Here is a 15,752-nt window from a genome sequence, read left to right as displayed (position 1 = left end):
CAAACCCAAATAAATCAATGGTTTAGCTGTGCGTCTAAAATCCAACATTTGGGTGGCGGCCTATCTGCGCCGCTGCCAGGTCAACGGCATCTTTGGCGCGGTGCGCCGGCGTGGCTCGGAAGAAGCCGGCGCCGTGTTCGTCAAGCTCGCTTTGCTCGACGGCAATGCGTTGCTGTTCACCCCCGCACCGCAGACCGCCTATGACAACAGCCGTCCGGTGGAGCGGGTGTTCACGCCTTTGTCAGCCGAGCCGGTGCCCGAGCAGGCGGTGGAAGAGCGGCTGACCAAGGAAATCCGCTTCGACCCCGATGTCTGGATCGTCGAAATCGAGGACAAGCAGGGGCGCCACCTGCTGGATCTGACATCGAAGTAGCGCTGTCAGCTTTTGGAGCCGTTAGGTCTTGGCGATGTTGCGGCTCGCCGAACCGGGCATCGGCACCGCGGCGGGCTGCGAAACAGGCCTGGCCTGCGAAGGCGTGACGCGGGCGCGTTGCCGCTCGTCGTCGTGGAGCAGGGGACGATGCCTGGCGCGGGTGGCCGCAATGCTCGCGCCGCGCCATGCGGCCAGCATGATCAGCCCGAGGCGTTCGCTCAGAGTGTCAAAGAGGCGCGATAGCCGATAGACGCGTGTCACCGAGGCGCCGAGCTCGGGATCGAGAAACAGCAGCACCCGCTGGAACGCGTCGCCGGGCATGCCGATCGCCCGGCAGGCGCAGGCGAGCGACTCGCCGCCGGGATCATTGATGATCTGGTCCGCCATGCGGGTCGGCAGCACCAGGACATCAGCCAGTTCCGCAATGAAGCCGATCAGATCCGCGTCCCGTGCCATCTGATCGAACGCTGCGACGGCGCGGGTGGCGCGGCGTGTCTCGATCGGCATCGCCGGCTTCAACCGCGTGCTTTCGAGATTGCGCAGGATCAGCACACGTTCCTTGGCATCGGCGGCAAAGAACATGGTGCTGAGTTCGGACGCCTCGTTGGGCTGCATCGACAGCGGCGTGGCGCGGCGGGGCATTCCAACATGGCTTTGATTGGCTGCGTCCACGGCAAGCTGCGGCCGCAGGCTGCGCGGCAGCGTAAACGAGGGAGCGGCCGATGTCAGTGCCAGCTTCTCCGCGATCTCCGGCGGGGTCGGCGCATAGACCGACAGCCGGGCGCGAACGGCCGCACGGGTGGCATCGTCGACCTCGTCGATCAGCCGCGACGTCAGCGCCACGAACTGGCGCTCCTCATCGAGCGAGTGCGCGGGCGTCTGGACATAGAGGTCGGTGAGAACCCGCAGCAATGTGGGACGGATGTCGACGCCTTCGCGGCGCGACAGCGTCATCAACCCATCGAGACCGGGGATCGCTGGAATTGTCGTCATAGCTCATACGCAACAGGGATAATTGTCACGAATTTAGCTGCGTCGTTTTAACAGGCACTTAAGGAAAACGGACTGTTAACGATTGAATGCGTTGAGGATATGCGGATGCTCTCGCGTATCGTCGTGTGCGATCGCTTGCATTGCGCCTCGCGCGCCACACTTTGCGACGCTTCCGCCGAACCGCGACGTCCATTAAGAGCCCATTAACCATGAACCGTTCTTATGACCGTGCGCCGCTGGGAGACGGATGAGGATGCGGTGGGAGGCGAGAACTATGGGCACCATCATCGATTTTCCGACGGGAGCTGTGTCGCGCCGTCTGGGCTCATGGCTGGATGAAGCGCCGCGCGAAGGCATGGGGACCGTGGTGATTCTTCCCGTGGTCCGGATCGAACGCCACGCCGATGAAACCACCGGTGGCAGCGATCCCGAACAGGGAACGGCAACCGGACGTCGCCGCCGCAAACGCGCACGATCCTGATATCTGGCTGCACCATGCTCGCCGACCGACACCGAAGCGCTTTGAGCCTTCGGCTTTTCATCTCATCGCTTTCAGGAATAGGGCTGGTTCTGCTGACGGCGGGACTCGGCGGCTGCGCGAGCGGCGATTTCGGCCGGACCCGTGATTCGGCCCGCAGTGACGACATGCATCGCTGGGTCGGCGAGGAAGCGACCGGCAGCATCGGCCGTCGTCCCTCGGATTTCCAGCTGACCGACTACGAGCGGGCGCTGCGCGACCGCGCCTATTTCTATATCGAGGCGCCGCATTCGCGCCCGTCCTGGAAGAACGTGTTCGGCGACTATGAGCCGATGCCGTCGCCCTGGCGGCAGAAGGCTCCGCGGTTCGACCGGACCGCCTACGGCCGCCTGTTGCTCGACGAGCCGCATCGCTCCCATGCCTCGCGCTATGCTCAACTGCTTGAGGATGTGCGCAACGACATCACCCAGCTCGATCCGTTCTTTTCGACGGTTGCGCGGGTGGCCGATCTCGATCAGAAGCGCGGCGCCAGCATGCGCTACATCTCCGATCTGGAACCGCGCGAGCGCGCCGATGCGCTGGCGCGGATGAAGGAAAACGCCCTGATCGTGCAGTGGGTCGGGATCTGCCTGCAGCAGCGCATCGCGTCCTATCGCTGGGCGCTGGAGCGGCTGGTGATCCATGCCCCCGACGGCATGGCGGCGGAGGTCGACCGCTTCATCGCTGATCTTGCGGCGCGATCGGGTGCGTCGCTCGGCGCGACACCGGTCGTCGGCCAGGTTCTGACCGTCAAGGGCTGACCTCTTCATTTTTTTGGTGCGCCGCGCGACAGATACTGAACCTTTTTGTCGCACCTGATAACTAATGTCTCGCATACCCCGGCCAGTCCCGCGGTCGCGCCTCCATGCGCACCCTGGCGGGCGAGAACCTGCGAGAGCTTTTCCGATGCGAATCGAGTGGATCGTGCTGGCCATCGTCGTGGCGGCGGCATGCTATGCGGTGTTTGCCTTCAACCGCCTGATCCGCCGTCGCAACATGATGCGCGAGGCCTGGAGTGGCATCGATGTACAACTGCGCCGGCGCAGCGATCTCATTCCCAATCTCGTGCAGGTGGTGAAAGCCTATGCCGCACATGAGCGGGGCCTCTTCGAGGACATCGCCGCCAGGCGCGCCTCCAGCCTGGCGGTGACCGAGACGATGCAGAAGGCCGTCGCCGAACAGGCGCTGCAGGGGTCGCTCGGCCGGCTGTTCGCCGTGGCCGAGGGCTACCCACAACTGAAGGCCGATCAGAATTTCCGCGCCCTGCAGGATCAGCTCGCCGAGATCGAGGATCAGCTGCAGATGGCGCGCCGCTATTTCAACGGCACCGTCCGTGATTTCAATATCGGCGTGCAGTCGTTTCCGGACGTGCTGTTGGCGCGTTTGCTCGGCTGGCATGAGGAGCATTTCTTCGAGATCGACCAGGCGTCGGCCGCCGCGCCCGCCGTCAATTTGTCGGGGAGCTGAGTGATGAGATATCTGCAGCGGGCGGGGCTGGCTGTCGTTGTCCTGGCGTCCCTGATCGTGCCGGCGAGCGCGAACGAGCGTATTACGCGTTTTGTCAGCGACGTCGACGTGCAGCACGACGGCGATCTGCTGGTGACGGAAACCATCGCAGTCCAGGCCGAAGGGAATGTGATCAAGCGCGGCATCCTGCGCGATTTTCCCACCAGCTACACCAACCGGAACGGCACCCATGTCGAGGTCGCCTTCGACGTGCAATCGGTGACGCGGGACGGAGCGAGCGAACGCTACGCGACCGAACGGCTCACGAATGGCGTGCGGGTCCGGATCGGCAGCGCCGACAAGATCCTCGACCGTGGCCCGCATGAGTTCGTGATCAAGTACCGGACCTCCCGGCAGGTTGGTTTCTTTGCCGATTTCGATGAGCTGTACTGGAATGCGACCGGCAATGGCTGGACGTTTCCCATCGATGCGGCGGAAGCCCGCATCCGGCTGCCGGAAGCGGTGCCGTTTCGGCAGAGCGCTTTTTACACCGGCCCGCAAGGTGCCAAGGACAAGAACGCCTATGTGTTCGAGCAACGCCCGGGCTTGATTGTCTTCCGTACCACCCAGGCATTGCCGCCGAACCAGGGATTGACGGTCGCGGCCGGCTGGCAGAAGGGCGTGATCGAACCGCCGAGCCAGTCGAGGCTGCTCGGCTTGTGGTTACAGGACAACCTGCCGCTGGCGGCCGCCGGACTGGGTCTGCTGCTGATCCTTGGCTACTATCTCTCCGCATGGCGGCGCGTCGGACATGATCCGCAGGGGGGCACCATCATTCCGCTGTTCGGGCCGCCAAAAGGCATGTCGCCGGCGGCGGTGCGTTACGTGTCGCAGATGGGCATGGACGACAAGGCATTCACCGCCGCGATCGTCGGCCTCGGCGTGCAGGGACATCTCAAGCTGGCGGAGCGGAAAAATGGGCTGCAGATGGTGCCGCGCACTGGCGGCAAGCTGCTCAATCCCGACGAGCAGGCGGTCGCAAAATCGCTGTTCGGCAAACGCAGCTCGCCGCTCGATCTCGATCAGTCGAACTGCAAGATCCTGCAGCGTGCGCAAACCGCACTGACGGAGTCGCTGGCAAAGGCCTATGCGGATCGCATGTTCCACGACAACAAATCCTGGTCGGTCCGGGGTCTGCAGGCGTCGCTGGCGGTCATCGTCGCGGTCCTGATCTCGGTGTTTGCCGGCTGGGGCAACGACCGGGGTGTCACGACCGTGATCGGGATGCTGTCGTTCCTGCCGGCATTGATCGTTCTCACCTTGCTGCTGACTGCGGGACGGCCGCACAGCATTGGCATGTTCGCCCTGCTTGCGTTTGGATGCTTGTTCTCCGCCATTGTCGGGGTGAACGGCTATCAGATCGTCACCGATAATCATCATGGCTGGGCCCAGGCGCTGCCGGCTGCGCTGCCGCTGGTGCTGGTGCCGCTGGCGTCATCGGCGTTCACATGGATGAAGGCGCACACCGTCGAGGGGCGGCAGATCACCGATCAGATCGAGGGCTTTCGCCAGTATCTCGGCGTCGCCGAGGAAGACCGGCTGAATGCGCTCAATCCGCCGGAGAAGACGCCGGAGTTGTTCGAACGTTTCCTGCCCTATGCGATCGCGCTCGATGTCGAGAATGCGTGGGCCAGGCGCTTTGCCGATGTGCTCGCCGCGGCGTCGGTCGCAGCCGTCGCCAGCAGCTGGTACAGCAACAGCAGCAGCAGCTATGATCGCACCAGCGACCCGGCTGGCTTCGCGACCTATCTCGGCAACAGCCTCTCGCAGACGATTTCGTCGGCCTCGACGCCACCGGGCTCCAGCGGCTCGAGCAGCAGCAGCAGCGATTCCTCGAGCAGCGGCTCCGGTGGTGGCGGCTCGTCCGGCGACGGCGGAGGCGGTGGTGGCGGCTCCGGCTGGTGATTGATCAGGCCGCTTTGGTGCGGCGTGACGGCTTGTGCACCGGCGCCAGCGTCGCCAGGAAAGCCTGCAGCGCGGGCGAGGGGGCTTTCGCCTCGCTATAGGCCACGCCGACCTGCCGACTGACATCGCTGTCGACGATGTCGCGGATCGCGACATCCGGATTGGCGCGGGCGACGCCTTCGGGAACGATGGCGACACCGACGCCGGCCGCCACCAGCGCCATCGCCCAGTCTTCCGACTCCGCGATGGCGACGGACTTCCGCCTGCCGCCGGCGCGCCGGAAAAACTCGCTCTGCTCGCAATGGCAGCGGTCGATCATCGCCACATCAGCGAGATCGGCGGCGCGCAGCCGGTCCTTCAGCGTCAGCGGATGGGACGGCGGCAGCGCGGCCACGTAGCGGTCAATCCACAGCGGAACGAAGTGTTCGCCGGCTTTCAGCAGGCCCTTCGAGACGATGCGGGCATCGGCGGTGTCGTTCGCGCCGACCAGCCGCAGCTGCAGATCCCTGTCGGAGGTCACCGGTTTGAGCAGGGCGATAATGCGCGGAATGTCGAGCGTGCGCATCAGGCCGAGGGTCAGTATCGAACGCGTTGCCGGTGTCCGGAACAGTTTCAGCGCAGCATCTGCCTCGTCGATAATGCGCCGAGCCACCGCGTGAAATGCCTCCGCCGCGGCGGTCGGCACCACGCCCTTCTTGTGGCGGATGAACAGGGCGGTGCCGAGCTCCGCTTCCAGGCCAGTGATGGCGGCTGAGACCGAAGGCTGCGAAATGAAACAGCGCTTCGCCGCCGCCGTCAGGTTGCGCTCCTGATAGACCGCCACGAAGTAGCGCAACTCGCGGATATCCATAGTCATGACCTATGACGATTATCAGATAACAATATTTTACCTATGTATCAGGAGATGGCAAGCCAAGGGGAGTTCAGGTCAGGCAAAGGGCTCACCATGCGCGTGCATCATCTCAACACCGGCACCATGTGCCCGATCGGCCGGCGGCTGGTGAACGGCACCGGCAGCATTTTCCAGCGGGCGCGGATGGTCTGCCATTGCCTGCTGATCGAGACCTCAGACGGACTTGCTCTGGTCGATACCGGTATCGGCCTTGACGATATTGCTGAACCGCCACGGCTCGGCCTCAAGTGGGTCCGGCAGACCAAACCGCGGCTCGATCCGGCCGAGACCGCGGTTCAGCAGATCAAGGCGCTGGGCTATTCACCTGACGACGTGCGGCACCTGCTGCTGACCCATCTCGACCGCGACCATGCCGGCGGCATTCCCGATTTTCCCAAGGCGAAAGTGCACGTGCAGCGACGGGAATACGAGATGGCGGTGACGCATCAAATCCCCGCGCCCAAGGGCCGTTACATCACCGATCAATGGAAGCACGGGCCCGACTGGTCATTCTATGGCGAGGGCGGCGAGGACTGGTTCGGATTCAAAGGCGTGCGGGCGCTGGGCGACCGCGAGCCGGACATCCTGATGATCCCGTTGCCCGGACATACCCCGGGCCATTGCGGCATCGCGATTCGCAGCCAGGACAAGTGGCTGCTGCACGCCGGCGATAGCTATTTCTTCCACGGCCAGATCGAAAATCCGCCACGGCGAGCACCGCTGGCGCTCGGCTATTTCCAGCGCAAGGCCGATATGGACCGTGCCGCCCGCGTTGCCAATCAGGAGCGGCTGCGCGTGCTCAATGCCTCGCATCGCGCCGAGGTGACGATCTTCAACAGCCACGACCCGGCGGATTACGAGCGCTGTCGGTGTGGCCGGCATTGATGACCGGCGAGCGCGTTCGCTTTGAATTGATTCACGAACGCGCTCGGGCAACTGCATGTCGCCAGCTCATCTCGCCGGCGCAAGGCGAAGCTGGCGCTTCGGCTGGGGCACCGGGAAGACGCGATCGTAGGCGATGTTGAAGCCGAACGCGTAGACCAGATAGAACGCCACGATGCTCAGATCCATCATCAGCGCAGCCCGCATCGAGATGCCGAGATACCAGGCAATCATCGGGATCAGCACGATGATCAGTCCGGCCTCGAACAGCACCGCGTGAGCGACCCGGACCGGCATGGTCTTGGCGACGTGGCCGGTGAACCGAACCAGGGCATGGTCGAAACCCAGATTAAACGCGAAGTTCCAGGCCGTCGCCACGGTCGCGGACACGATGCCGATGACGCCCATATGGGCGATGGGCTGATTGAACAGCCAGGCAGCCGACGGCGTGAAAATGGCGATGCCGACCAGCTCGAACAGGACTGCGTGCCGGATCCGGTCGGATGTGGAACGCATAGACATGATGAAACCCTTTCTTGGTGTTGTGGCTGGTTTCTATCTGATTTTTTGCTAGTATAAAGTTAGATAATATCTGGAAAATAGATAGATGGCCATTTCGATGGATCAGCTGGAGGCGTTCGTCGCGGCAGCCGAGCAGGGGTCGTTCTCGGCGGCGGCGCGCGGTCTCAAAAAGGCGCAGTCGGCAGTCAGTACCCACGTCTCGAACCTGGAGGAGGATCTCGGCGTCGCTCTGTTCAGCCGCGCAGGTCGCAATCCGACCCTGACCGAGGCGGGCGCGCGGCTGCTGCCGGAAGCGAAGGTGATCCTCGATCGGCGCGAGCATCTGATCGGCGTGGCCAGCAGCTTCGAGGCCCATGTCGAGAAGCGGCTGGTGGTGGCGATCGACGAGCTTTACCCGGAAACCACAGTCGGAGAACTGTTCGCAGAATTCGCCGCGCGCTTTCCGCATGTCGAACTCGAACTGCTGTTTCCGATCATGGAGGACGTCAGTCGTCTGGTGCTGGATGGAAAGGCCGACCTTGGCGTCATGTGGCGCCAGGAGAGCCTGCCGACGGAACTCGGCTTCCACACCATCGGCTGGGTGCCGCTGAAACTCGTCTGCGGCAAAAACCATCCGCTCGCGAATGCGCGCGTGGATTGGGAGGAGCTGAAGCGGCATCGGCAGATCATGGTCACGGTCCGAACCGAAGGCACTGAACGCCACAGGCTCCGCGTTGCCGCGGAGGTGTGGTGGGTGGAGAGCCACTGGGTGATCCTGCAGATCCTCAAGAACGGCATCGGCTGGGCGCTGATCCCGGCGCACATCATCGCGCATTCCTCCATCGCGTCGGAACTTGCGATCCCTGCGCTTGAATTTGACGAAGGTGCTTACCCCGTCGCGCTTGACGTGGTGTGGCACAAGCAGCGTCCCGCGGGACCGGCCGCAAAATGGCTGCGTCAGAGCTTTGCCACCACAAAGATCGACACCAGCACGCCGTAGCCGGAGCGGAGAGATCGGCAGGCGCTTTGCACAAGGGACGCGGAGCTCTTCCGCGATCAGCGCGCCGCCACCGGTGAGGCCTGCAGCTTGCAGGTCGCGGCCGCAAGCGACGCCTGCGCCTGCGGCATCAAGCCGGGTTCGGGTGCCAGCGCCTTGAGCACGATCAACCCGGTGGCGGTGGGCGAGTCGATGATCAGCCGGTCGGCGGCGGTGACTTCCTCGTCGTCGGGCACTTCGGCGTGCTGGGCTTCGGTCATCAGGTCGAGCTCGATCACCTTGCGGCCGGCTGAACGATCGTTGATCGCGTAATAGGCGACGTCGCTGCGGGTGTAGAACGACACTGACGTGTAGGCCTGGCTCACCGGCACTGTGAGCTTGATCGGCCCTTTCGCCAGGTCATAGCGGCACACCGCGGTGGCAAAGGCTGGATCCATGAACGGCATGGTGGTGGTGCCGGGCTCTGCGGACGGCAGCTGCGTCACGGCGTTTGATGTCGTCAGCGGCACCAGCCGCGAATAGGCGTCGAGGCTGGCGATGCGCGGCAAGGCCAGCACGCTGACCAGATGCACGATCCCGCCAAGCAGGATGCCGCCGAGAATGGTGAGCACAAGCCGGATCATGGGCACCCCACCGTGGCGATTGTCGGCATCGGCGCGTCGCGCTGGGTCCGCGTCGCAACCCCGACCGGCGTATCGTACAGCCGCAGCATCAGCATATAGCGGTCGAGGCCCCCGGTCGGCAGCCAGTTGCCGGCGCGGGCGCGCGAAGTGATGCGCAGCTCGAAGGCGCCGTCGGAGCCGCGCACGATCTCCTGGCTGGTGAAGCCGTAGCGATTCATGCCGTTGGCGACGAGTTGGCCTTTGGGGTCGTACAGCGTCAGCGTCCAGAATCGTGCGGCCGGCGTGACGCCGCTGACCACGACATCGCAGCGGCCGTCGAGCGGGCGCTTGCTGTCATCGGTGGTCGCGGTGAAGGCGATGCCGTCGCCGGTGCCCACGGGAAGTTCGCCGCTGCGCGCCACCGAGGCGCGGGCGTAGGGGTCGATATCGCTGCTGCCGGTGCGGGGGCGGGCCTTCCAAGCCCCGATTGTCAGGGTTCCGATATTGACGCCACGCGTGGCCGTGACCCAGGTCACGCCGAGGCCGACCGCGGTTGCGATCACCAGCGCCAGCACTGAGGTCAGGATCAGCCGCATCTGGTCCGGATCAATTCTTGCGCGGCGCCGCTGAGGAGGCGCTGCCGGTCGTTGGCTCCGGCGTTGCCGCAGCAAAACTATCCGGGAAGGCCGGCGCACTCGACGAGGATTTTTTTGTGGGATCGCCCGGCTTGGGCGGATCGTTTGCCGACGTCTTCGATGCAGTCTTTGCGGCATCGTCCAGCAGCTTCTCGACTCGCACCAGGATATCGGCGCCGCGACGGGTCAGAATCGGCGGTGGTCCCGGCATGATTTCCGGCGTCTTCGATGCGGCGGCCGAAGCGTCCTGCGGCAGCTTCTTGCCGGCGCCGACGCCGGCAAGGTCGCGGATCTCGACGCCCTGATGCGCCACCACCATGATGTCGTGCCAGGTCTGTGCCGGCAGCGAACCGCCGGTCATGCGGTTGGTCGGCGAATAGTCGTCGTTGCCGTACCAGACCGCGCAGGTGAAGTTGCCGGTGTAGCCGACGAACCAGGCGTCGCGGAAATTGTTGGTGGTGCCGGTCTTGCCGGCGGCCGGAATGCCGTCGAGTTGCGCGCGCCGCGCGGTGCCTTCTTCGACCACATGGCTCATCATGCCGGCCATGTCTGCGGCGACCGAGGCGGGGATCGCCTGGTTCGGCTTCTTGCCGTCGCGGTCCCAGCGCCAGACCGGGTCGCCGGCACCGGTGCGCACTTCCAGCACCGCGTGCGGCTTCACGGCTTTGCCCTTGTTCGGGAAGGTGGCGTACGCCACCGCGTGCTCGACCACGCTGACTTCGTCGGAGCCGATCGGCAGCGAGGGCGTGTCGGGCAGCGGCGCCGTGATGCCGAATTTCCGCGCCGTCTCGATGATCTTGGCGCGGCCGGCCTTCGGGCCCTCCTTGCCGCCCATCGCGATCGACAGCTTCACCGGCACAACATTGATCGAGCGGGTGATGGCCTGGGTCAGCGTCACCGAGCCGGAATAGGAGCGGCCATAGTTCTGTGGGCACCAGTTGCCGATGCACACCGGGCCGTCGACAATGATCGATGTCGGTTTGTAGCCGTTCAGCAGCGCCGTGGTGTAGACATAGGGCTTGAACGAGGAGCCGGGCTGGCGCATGGCGTCGACGGCGCGGTTGAACTGGCTGGCGCCATAGTCGCGGCCGCCGACCATGGCGCGTATGCCGCCATCGAGGTCCGAGACGACCGTTGCGGCCTGGGTCGCATGATAGTCGCGGCCGAACTGGCGCAACTGGTTCTCGATCGCGCCTTCGGCTGCGCGCTGCACATTCATGTCGATCGCGGTGCGGACCACGAACACCCGCTCGGTGTAGGATTTCGGGAGGGTGTTGACGAGCCTACGCATCTCATCGAACGCCCAGTCCAGATAGTAGTTCGGCGAATTCTCGTCGCGCCGGTCCACCGCAGTGGCGGGATTGCGCCGGGCACCGAACACCTGGCCTTCGCTCATGAACCCGGCCTCGACCAGGTTGTCGAGCACGACGTTGGCGCGGGCGCGGGCGGCCGGCAGGTTGATGTGCGGGGCGTATTTGGTCGGCGCCTTGAACAGCCCGGCGAGCATGGCGGCCTCAGCCAGGTTCACGTCGCGCGCCGACTTGTTGAAATAGAAATGCGCCGCGCCGTCGACGCCGAAAGTGCCGCCGCCCATGTAGGCACGGTCGAGATAGAGCTTGAGGATCTCGTTCTTGGTCAGCCGGGTTTCCAGCCAGATCGCCAGGAACGCTTCGTTGACCTTGCGCTCGATGGTGCGCTCGTTGGAGAGGAACAGGTTCTTGGCGAGCTGCTGGGTGATCGAGGAGCCGCCCTGGCGCACGCCGCCGGCCTGGGCGTTGGTCACCAGCGCGCGGGCGGTGCCGGCGATGTCGATGCCGAAATGGTCGTAGAAGCGACGGTCTTCGGTGGCCAGCGTCGCCTTGATCAGATGGTCCGGAAACTCTTCCAGCGGAATGGAATCGTTGTGCTTGATGCCGCGGCTGCCGATCACGTTGCCGTAACGATCGAGGAAGGTGACGGCGAGATCGGACTTCTTCAGCCAGTCCTCGTCGGCGGTCTCGCGAAACGCCGGCACCGCCAGCGCCAGCATCAGGATCAGGCCGCCGAGGCCGATGGTGGCGGCTTCCGACAGCGGCTCGATAAAGACCCAGCGCTTCCAGCGGCCGACATAGAAGCGGTCCATGAAGGTCGAGAACCGCTCATAGAGCTCGCGGATGCCGGCGCCGGACGAGAACAGGGTGGAATCGATGCGCGCGTCGAGATCCAGCAGGAAATGCCGGATTTTCGTTGTCCAGTTGTTCGGCGTTTCGTTGCGCACCGGAACCTTCGACCAACTTCGCGCCGCTCAGGCAGCCCAACGGCGCGCCGGTGAGACGATGCGGATGCGATAAGGCAACCCTATGGCGACGGTAATTCGCCGCTTGGGACTCGGCCACCTTCTAGCCGAGCATAGGGCATAAACCAATGCTCCACTTGAGATTCCGGGAAAACGGCTAATGCTGTTCCCCGGCTTTTTCAGCTGGGATTCGAGGCTTGCCACTTCCCCTCGGCTGCCCGGATGCCTAGAAGTGAGACTATGCACCCGCAATCACCGGTTTGAGGCATTATGGCCGAACGATCCGGGCCGGCCTCGGCTCAAGCAGATTTCTTTTGGAAAACCAAGACGTTGGAAGAGATGTCCGACGCCGAATGGGAAAGCCTGTGCGATGGCTGCGCCCGCTGCTGCCTGGAAAAGCTCGAGGACGAGGACACCGGGAAGATCTATTTCACCCACGTCTCCTGCACCCTGCTGGATGCGGGTCTGTGCGCCTGCAAGGACTATCCAAACCGCTCCGCCAAGGTGTCGGACTGCGTGCGCCTGTCCCCGGAGAACGTCCGCACCCTGAACTGGCTGCCACCGAGCTGTGGCTACCGCCTGGTCGCGGAAGGGCGCGATCTTTACTGGTGGCACCCGCTGGTCTCGGGCGACCCCAATACCGTTCATGAAGCGGGAGTCTCGGTCCGCGGGCGTGTCGTCGCCAGCGAGGACGAGGTCGATGATGCTGACCTCGAAGACCACATCGTGCGCTGGCCCGCTTTGTTGCCGAAACGCGCGCGGGGCCGGGTCAGGCCGAAATCGTGAGTCGGCCGGCATTCACACGATCACATTCGGGTGTTCGGGATGCCGTTGCGGGATAGGCCCATGCTTCAAACGGCCTTATTGGTGCGCCGGGGCTCTGTTAAATAGATCGATATTCTAACGCGATTTGCGGCCCGTGAGGCTGCGGAGTTCCATGGACAACCTTGCACGCACCAACCGCGCTCCCGCGGACGTATCAGGCATTGCCGTAAACGACGTCAACGAGGAAACGCTCGAAGCGCAGATCGCGGTGACGCCGCCTCCGGTGACGGAGGGCGCCGCGCCATCGCTGCATTCGCTGTCTCACAAGGAAGTCCGCACCATCGTGCTCAGCCTGATGGTCGCGATGTTCCTCACGGCCCTCGACCAGACCATTGTCGCGACCGCGCTGCCCACCATCGGCCGGCAGTTCTTCGACGTTACCAATTTGTCCTGGGTGATCACCGCGTACCTGCTGTCGTCGACCTCGGTGGCGCCGGTGTTCGGCTCGCTCAGCGACATCTACGGCCGCCGCGCCATGATGATGACCGCGCTCGGCCTGTTCCTGGTGGGCTCGGTGTTGTGCGCGCTGGCGCCCAACCTGCTCATTCTGATTCTCGCCCGTTTCCTGCAAGGACTCGGCGGTGGCGGTATCCTGCCGCTGGTGCAGACCGTGCTGGCCGATATCATCACGCCGCGGCAGCGGGCGCAGTACCAGGCGTTCTTCAGCACGGTGTGGGTGTCTGCCGGCATCGGCGGTCCTGTGCTCGGCGGTGTCATTGCCGAGCATCTGCATTGGTCGGTGATCTTCTGGATCAACGTGCCGCTGGTGTTGCTGGCCGTCGGTATTTTGCTGCCGAAACTGAAGAAGCTGCCGATCCATCACAAGCCGCGCCAACTCGATCTGCTGGGCGGGCTGTTGCTGATGGCCGCGGCCATTACCTTCCTGCTGGTGCTGACCTGGGGCGGCAACAAGTTCGCGTGGCTGTCGCCGACGCTCTTGGCGCTGGCGGGCTCGGTGCTGGCATTCGCCGGTGTTTTCATCTGGCACGCGCGCCGGGCCGACGAACCGTTCCTGCCGCTGCCGCTGCTGACCGGCCCGGTGGTTCCCTACGCGATCACCGCTGCGGCCTGCGCCATCGGTGTGATGGTCGGCCTGACCGTGCACATGCCGATGTATTACGAGGCGGTCTATCATCTCACGGCGAGCGAGGCAGGACTGGCGCTGATCCCGATCGTGGCGCTGTCGGTGCCGGGCGCCACCGCGGCCGGCCGGGTGATGATGTACATGAAACGCTACAAGTGGATTTCGATGCTCGGACTGTCGCTCGGCGCCACCGCGGCGGCGCTGCTCGCGATTCTCACGCCGCTGCCGCTGTGGGCGGTGCTGACGCTGTTGTCGGTGCTGGCGCTCGGTCTCGGCACAGCATTCCCGGTTTCGGTGGTGTCGGTGCAGGCCGCGGTTGCGCGGCATCTGGTGGGAACCGTCACCGGCGCGATGAATTTCTTCCGGTCGCTGATGGCTGCGGTCTCGGTGGCGCTGTTCACCGCCATCCTGCTGGCGGCGCTGGGTACGAACTCATCAGGCACGCTTGAACATCCCGATCTTGGATCGACCTCGAGCGTCGAGATGATCGCGGCATTCCGCTATGTGTTCATTGCCGCCGCCATCCTGCTCGCCACCGGCGCGCTGTCGATCGCACGCATGCAGGAGCGCTCGCTCGGCGAGGCGCCAAAGCCCTCGGTCGACATGGCCGAGTAAGGCGAGAGGCCGGCACTTCGCCGGCTCTGCTTTGATCGGCTATTCAGGGCTTCATTTGAGGGCTTGGCGGCGATCGGTTTCTTGTCTAAGCCCGCAGCCGCATTTCATCAGCCCGCGGGGAGCGACACGTGCAGGACAATCCGAAAGACAGGCTGGCCCTTCCGCTGAAGGGCTATCAACTGGTCGACAACACGCTCGATCCGACACTGGTCGGTATTGCGCTGGAAACCGAGCAGGGGCCCTTCATGTTCGTTGCCACGCGCGAAATCCTGGAAACCCTGTCCAAGGCGTTTAAGGCCAAGGCGGCCTCGATGCCGTCGCAGAAGCCGCAGGCGTGAGCCTGACCGGCTGTTAGGGCGTGCCCGCCGGGCCGGCGCCCCAACTGCGTGATGTCTGCATGATCCAGTCGCGATAGAGCGTCAGCGGCGTCACGCCGGTCAAGCCGCCGCAGCCGGCGGTGTTGTTGGCCCCGGTCGACCAACTGACCACGCCGATGATCACAGGCCGTCCGTTCTGGGTCTCAAACACCGGACCGCCGGAATCCCCGGTGCAGGCGCCGAGGCCCGCCGTGGCATTGTTGGTTGCGGGGTCGACCAGCCGGATCTGCAGCGAGCCGGGCTGGCCGGTGGCCACAAGCGCTGCGGTCCGCGCCACGCCGCCGCTGCGGCCGTCGCCGCGGACGGTGACGCCGATCCCCGACACCGAGAAGGCATTCCCGGTCGCCAGGGGCGCGCGCGGAACGCCGAGCGGTGCGACAGCGTGTCCGGCCATCGGCGCCGCCAATTGCAGCAGTGCGACATCGGCGCTGGCGCGGTGCGCCAGGATGCCCTGCACGTTGAATTGCGGATGCGACACCACCTGTTTCACGTCGCGCAGGCGCGGTTGCCGGTTGGCGTCATAGTCGACGATCTTGTAGGTCGCGCCCGGCATGGTGCAGTGAGCCGCGGAGAGCACCAGGTCGGGCGCAATCAGCGCGCCGGTGCAGAAATTGCCGCGCGAACCGACAATGGTGACCACCGCTGTCGCGGAGGCATCCGCGGGCGCGCCGCCGACCATCGCGGCTGCCGGCTGGGGCGGCAGCAACATGACGATAGTCACATGGACAGCTTGCAACATGCGGCGGATCATGCCGGGAGAGAGCATTGCCGTG

General features: G+C 64.6%; 17 protein-coding genes. 10 read left to right on the top strand and 7 right to left on the bottom strand.

What is annotated here, in order from left to right; translation table 11 throughout:
• Positions 1-28: 28 nt before the first annotated feature.
• A complete protein-coding gene (locus tag RS897_RS38440; protein WP_315833871.1) occupies positions 29-373 on the top strand; it encodes a DUF1491 family protein in 345 nt (114 codons plus the stop codon).
• Between the two features lie 21 nt (positions 374-394).
• Here the strand turns inward: RS897_RS38440 and RS897_RS38435 are convergent, their stop codons facing one another.
• A complete protein-coding gene (locus RS897_RS38435) occupies positions 395-1,366 on the bottom strand; it encodes a DUF2336 domain-containing protein (protein ID WP_315833870.1) in 972 nt (323 codons plus the stop codon).
• Positions 1,367-1,640: 274 nt separating this feature from the next.
• Here RS897_RS38435 and RS897_RS38430 point away from each other — a divergent pair, with 274 nt between their 5' ends.
• The 4 genes from RS897_RS38430 (at position 1,641) to RS897_RS38415 (ending at position 5,294) form a co-directional block, all read left to right on the top strand.
• Complete coding sequence (locus RS897_RS38430; RefSeq protein ID WP_315833869.1) at positions 1,641-1,847, top strand: hypothetical protein; 207 nt, start codon at positions 1,641-1,643, stop codon at positions 1,845-1,847.
• Positions 1,848-1,861: 14 nt separating this feature from the next.
• Entirely contained in the window at positions 1,862-2,644 is a 783-nt protein-coding gene (locus RS897_RS38425) for a hypothetical protein (protein ID WP_315833868.1), read from the top strand.
• Between the two features lie 145 nt (positions 2,645-2,789).
• Positions 2,790-3,350, top strand: coding sequence for a LemA family protein (locus RS897_RS38420; RefSeq protein ID WP_315833867.1), 561 nt, complete (start codon positions 2,790-2,792; stop codon positions 3,348-3,350).
• A gap of 3 nt (positions 3,351-3,353) precedes the next feature.
• A complete protein-coding gene (locus RS897_RS38415; RefSeq protein ID WP_315833866.1) occupies positions 3,354-5,294 on the top strand; it encodes a DUF2207 domain-containing protein in 1,941 nt (646 codons plus the stop codon).
• 4 nt (positions 5,295-5,298) lie between these two features.
• Here the strand turns inward: RS897_RS38415 and RS897_RS38410 are convergent, their stop codons facing one another.
• Positions 5,299-6,144, bottom strand: a complete 846-nt coding sequence (locus RS897_RS38410; protein ID WP_315838884.1) for a LysR family transcriptional regulator — start codon at positions 6,142-6,144, stop codon at positions 5,299-5,301.
• Positions 6,145-6,240: 96 nt separating this feature from the next.
• On the opposite strand from RS897_RS38410, the gene RS897_RS38405 reads away from it, so the two are divergent.
• Entirely contained in the window at positions 6,241-7,071 is an 831-nt protein-coding gene (locus RS897_RS38405; RefSeq protein ID WP_315833865.1) for an MBL fold metallo-hydrolase, read from the top strand.
• 66 nt (positions 7,072-7,137) lie between these two features.
• Here the strand turns inward: RS897_RS38405 and RS897_RS38400 are convergent, their stop codons facing one another.
• Positions 7,138-7,590, bottom strand: a complete 453-nt coding sequence (locus tag RS897_RS38400; protein ID WP_315833864.1) for a PACE efflux transporter — start codon at positions 7,588-7,590, stop codon at positions 7,138-7,140.
• Between the two features lie 85 nt (positions 7,591-7,675).
• On the opposite strand from RS897_RS38400, the gene RS897_RS38395 reads away from it, so the two are divergent.
• Positions 7,676-8,569, top strand: a complete 894-nt coding sequence (locus RS897_RS38395; RefSeq protein ID WP_315833863.1) for a LysR family transcriptional regulator — start codon at positions 7,676-7,678, stop codon at positions 8,567-8,569.
• 56 nt (positions 8,570-8,625) lie between these two features.
• Here the strand turns inward: RS897_RS38395 and RS897_RS38390 are convergent, their stop codons facing one another.
• Genes RS897_RS38390 through RS897_RS38380 form a run of 3 tightly spaced genes read right to left on the bottom strand, consistent with a single transcriptional unit; the run spans position 8,626 to position 12,060 of the window.
• A complete protein-coding gene (locus tag RS897_RS38390; RefSeq protein ID WP_315833862.1) occupies positions 8,626-9,189 on the bottom strand; it encodes a DUF1254 domain-containing protein in 564 nt (187 codons plus the stop codon).
• Positions 9,186-9,764, bottom strand: a complete 579-nt coding sequence (locus tag RS897_RS38385; protein WP_315833861.1) for a DUF1214 domain-containing protein — start codon at positions 9,762-9,764, stop codon at positions 9,186-9,188. The genes RS897_RS38390 and RS897_RS38385 overlap by 4 nt, the downstream gene beginning before the upstream one ends.
• 10 nt (positions 9,765-9,774) lie before the next feature.
• Positions 9,775-12,060, bottom strand: a complete 2,286-nt coding sequence (locus tag RS897_RS38380; RefSeq protein WP_315833860.1) for a transglycosylase domain-containing protein — start codon at positions 12,058-12,060, stop codon at positions 9,775-9,777.
• 288 nt (positions 12,061-12,348) lie between these two features.
• On the opposite strand from RS897_RS38380, the gene RS897_RS38375 reads away from it, so the two are divergent.
• The 3 genes from RS897_RS38375 (at position 12,349) to RS897_RS38365 (ending at position 14,940) form a co-directional block, all read left to right on the top strand.
• Positions 12,349-12,864, top strand: coding sequence for a YcgN family cysteine cluster protein (locus RS897_RS38375; RefSeq protein ID WP_315833859.1), 516 nt, complete (start codon positions 12,349-12,351; stop codon positions 12,862-12,864).
• Between the two features lie 151 nt (positions 12,865-13,015).
• A complete protein-coding gene (locus tag RS897_RS38370) occupies positions 13,016-14,602 on the top strand; it encodes an MFS transporter (RefSeq protein WP_315833858.1) in 1,587 nt (528 codons plus the stop codon).
• Between the two features lie 128 nt (positions 14,603-14,730).
• A complete protein-coding gene (locus RS897_RS38365) occupies positions 14,731-14,940 on the top strand; it encodes a hypothetical protein (protein WP_315833857.1) in 210 nt (69 codons plus the stop codon).
• A gap of 13 nt (positions 14,941-14,953) precedes the next feature.
• Here the strand turns inward: RS897_RS38365 and RS897_RS38360 are convergent, their stop codons facing one another.
• Complete coding sequence (locus RS897_RS38360) at positions 14,954-15,718, bottom strand: S1 family peptidase (RefSeq protein ID WP_315833856.1); 765 nt, start codon at positions 15,716-15,718, stop codon at positions 14,954-14,956.
• Between the last annotated feature and the right edge of the window lie 34 nt (positions 15,719-15,752).

The organism is Bradyrhizobium prioriisuperbiae (assembly GCF_032397745.1).
Taxonomy (GTDB): Bacteria; Pseudomonadota; Alphaproteobacteria; order Rhizobiales; family Xanthobacteraceae; genus Bradyrhizobium_A; species Bradyrhizobium_A prioriisuperbiae.
Note: the sequence above shows the minus strand (reverse complement) of the source record. Positions and strands in the feature narration are given on the sequence as shown.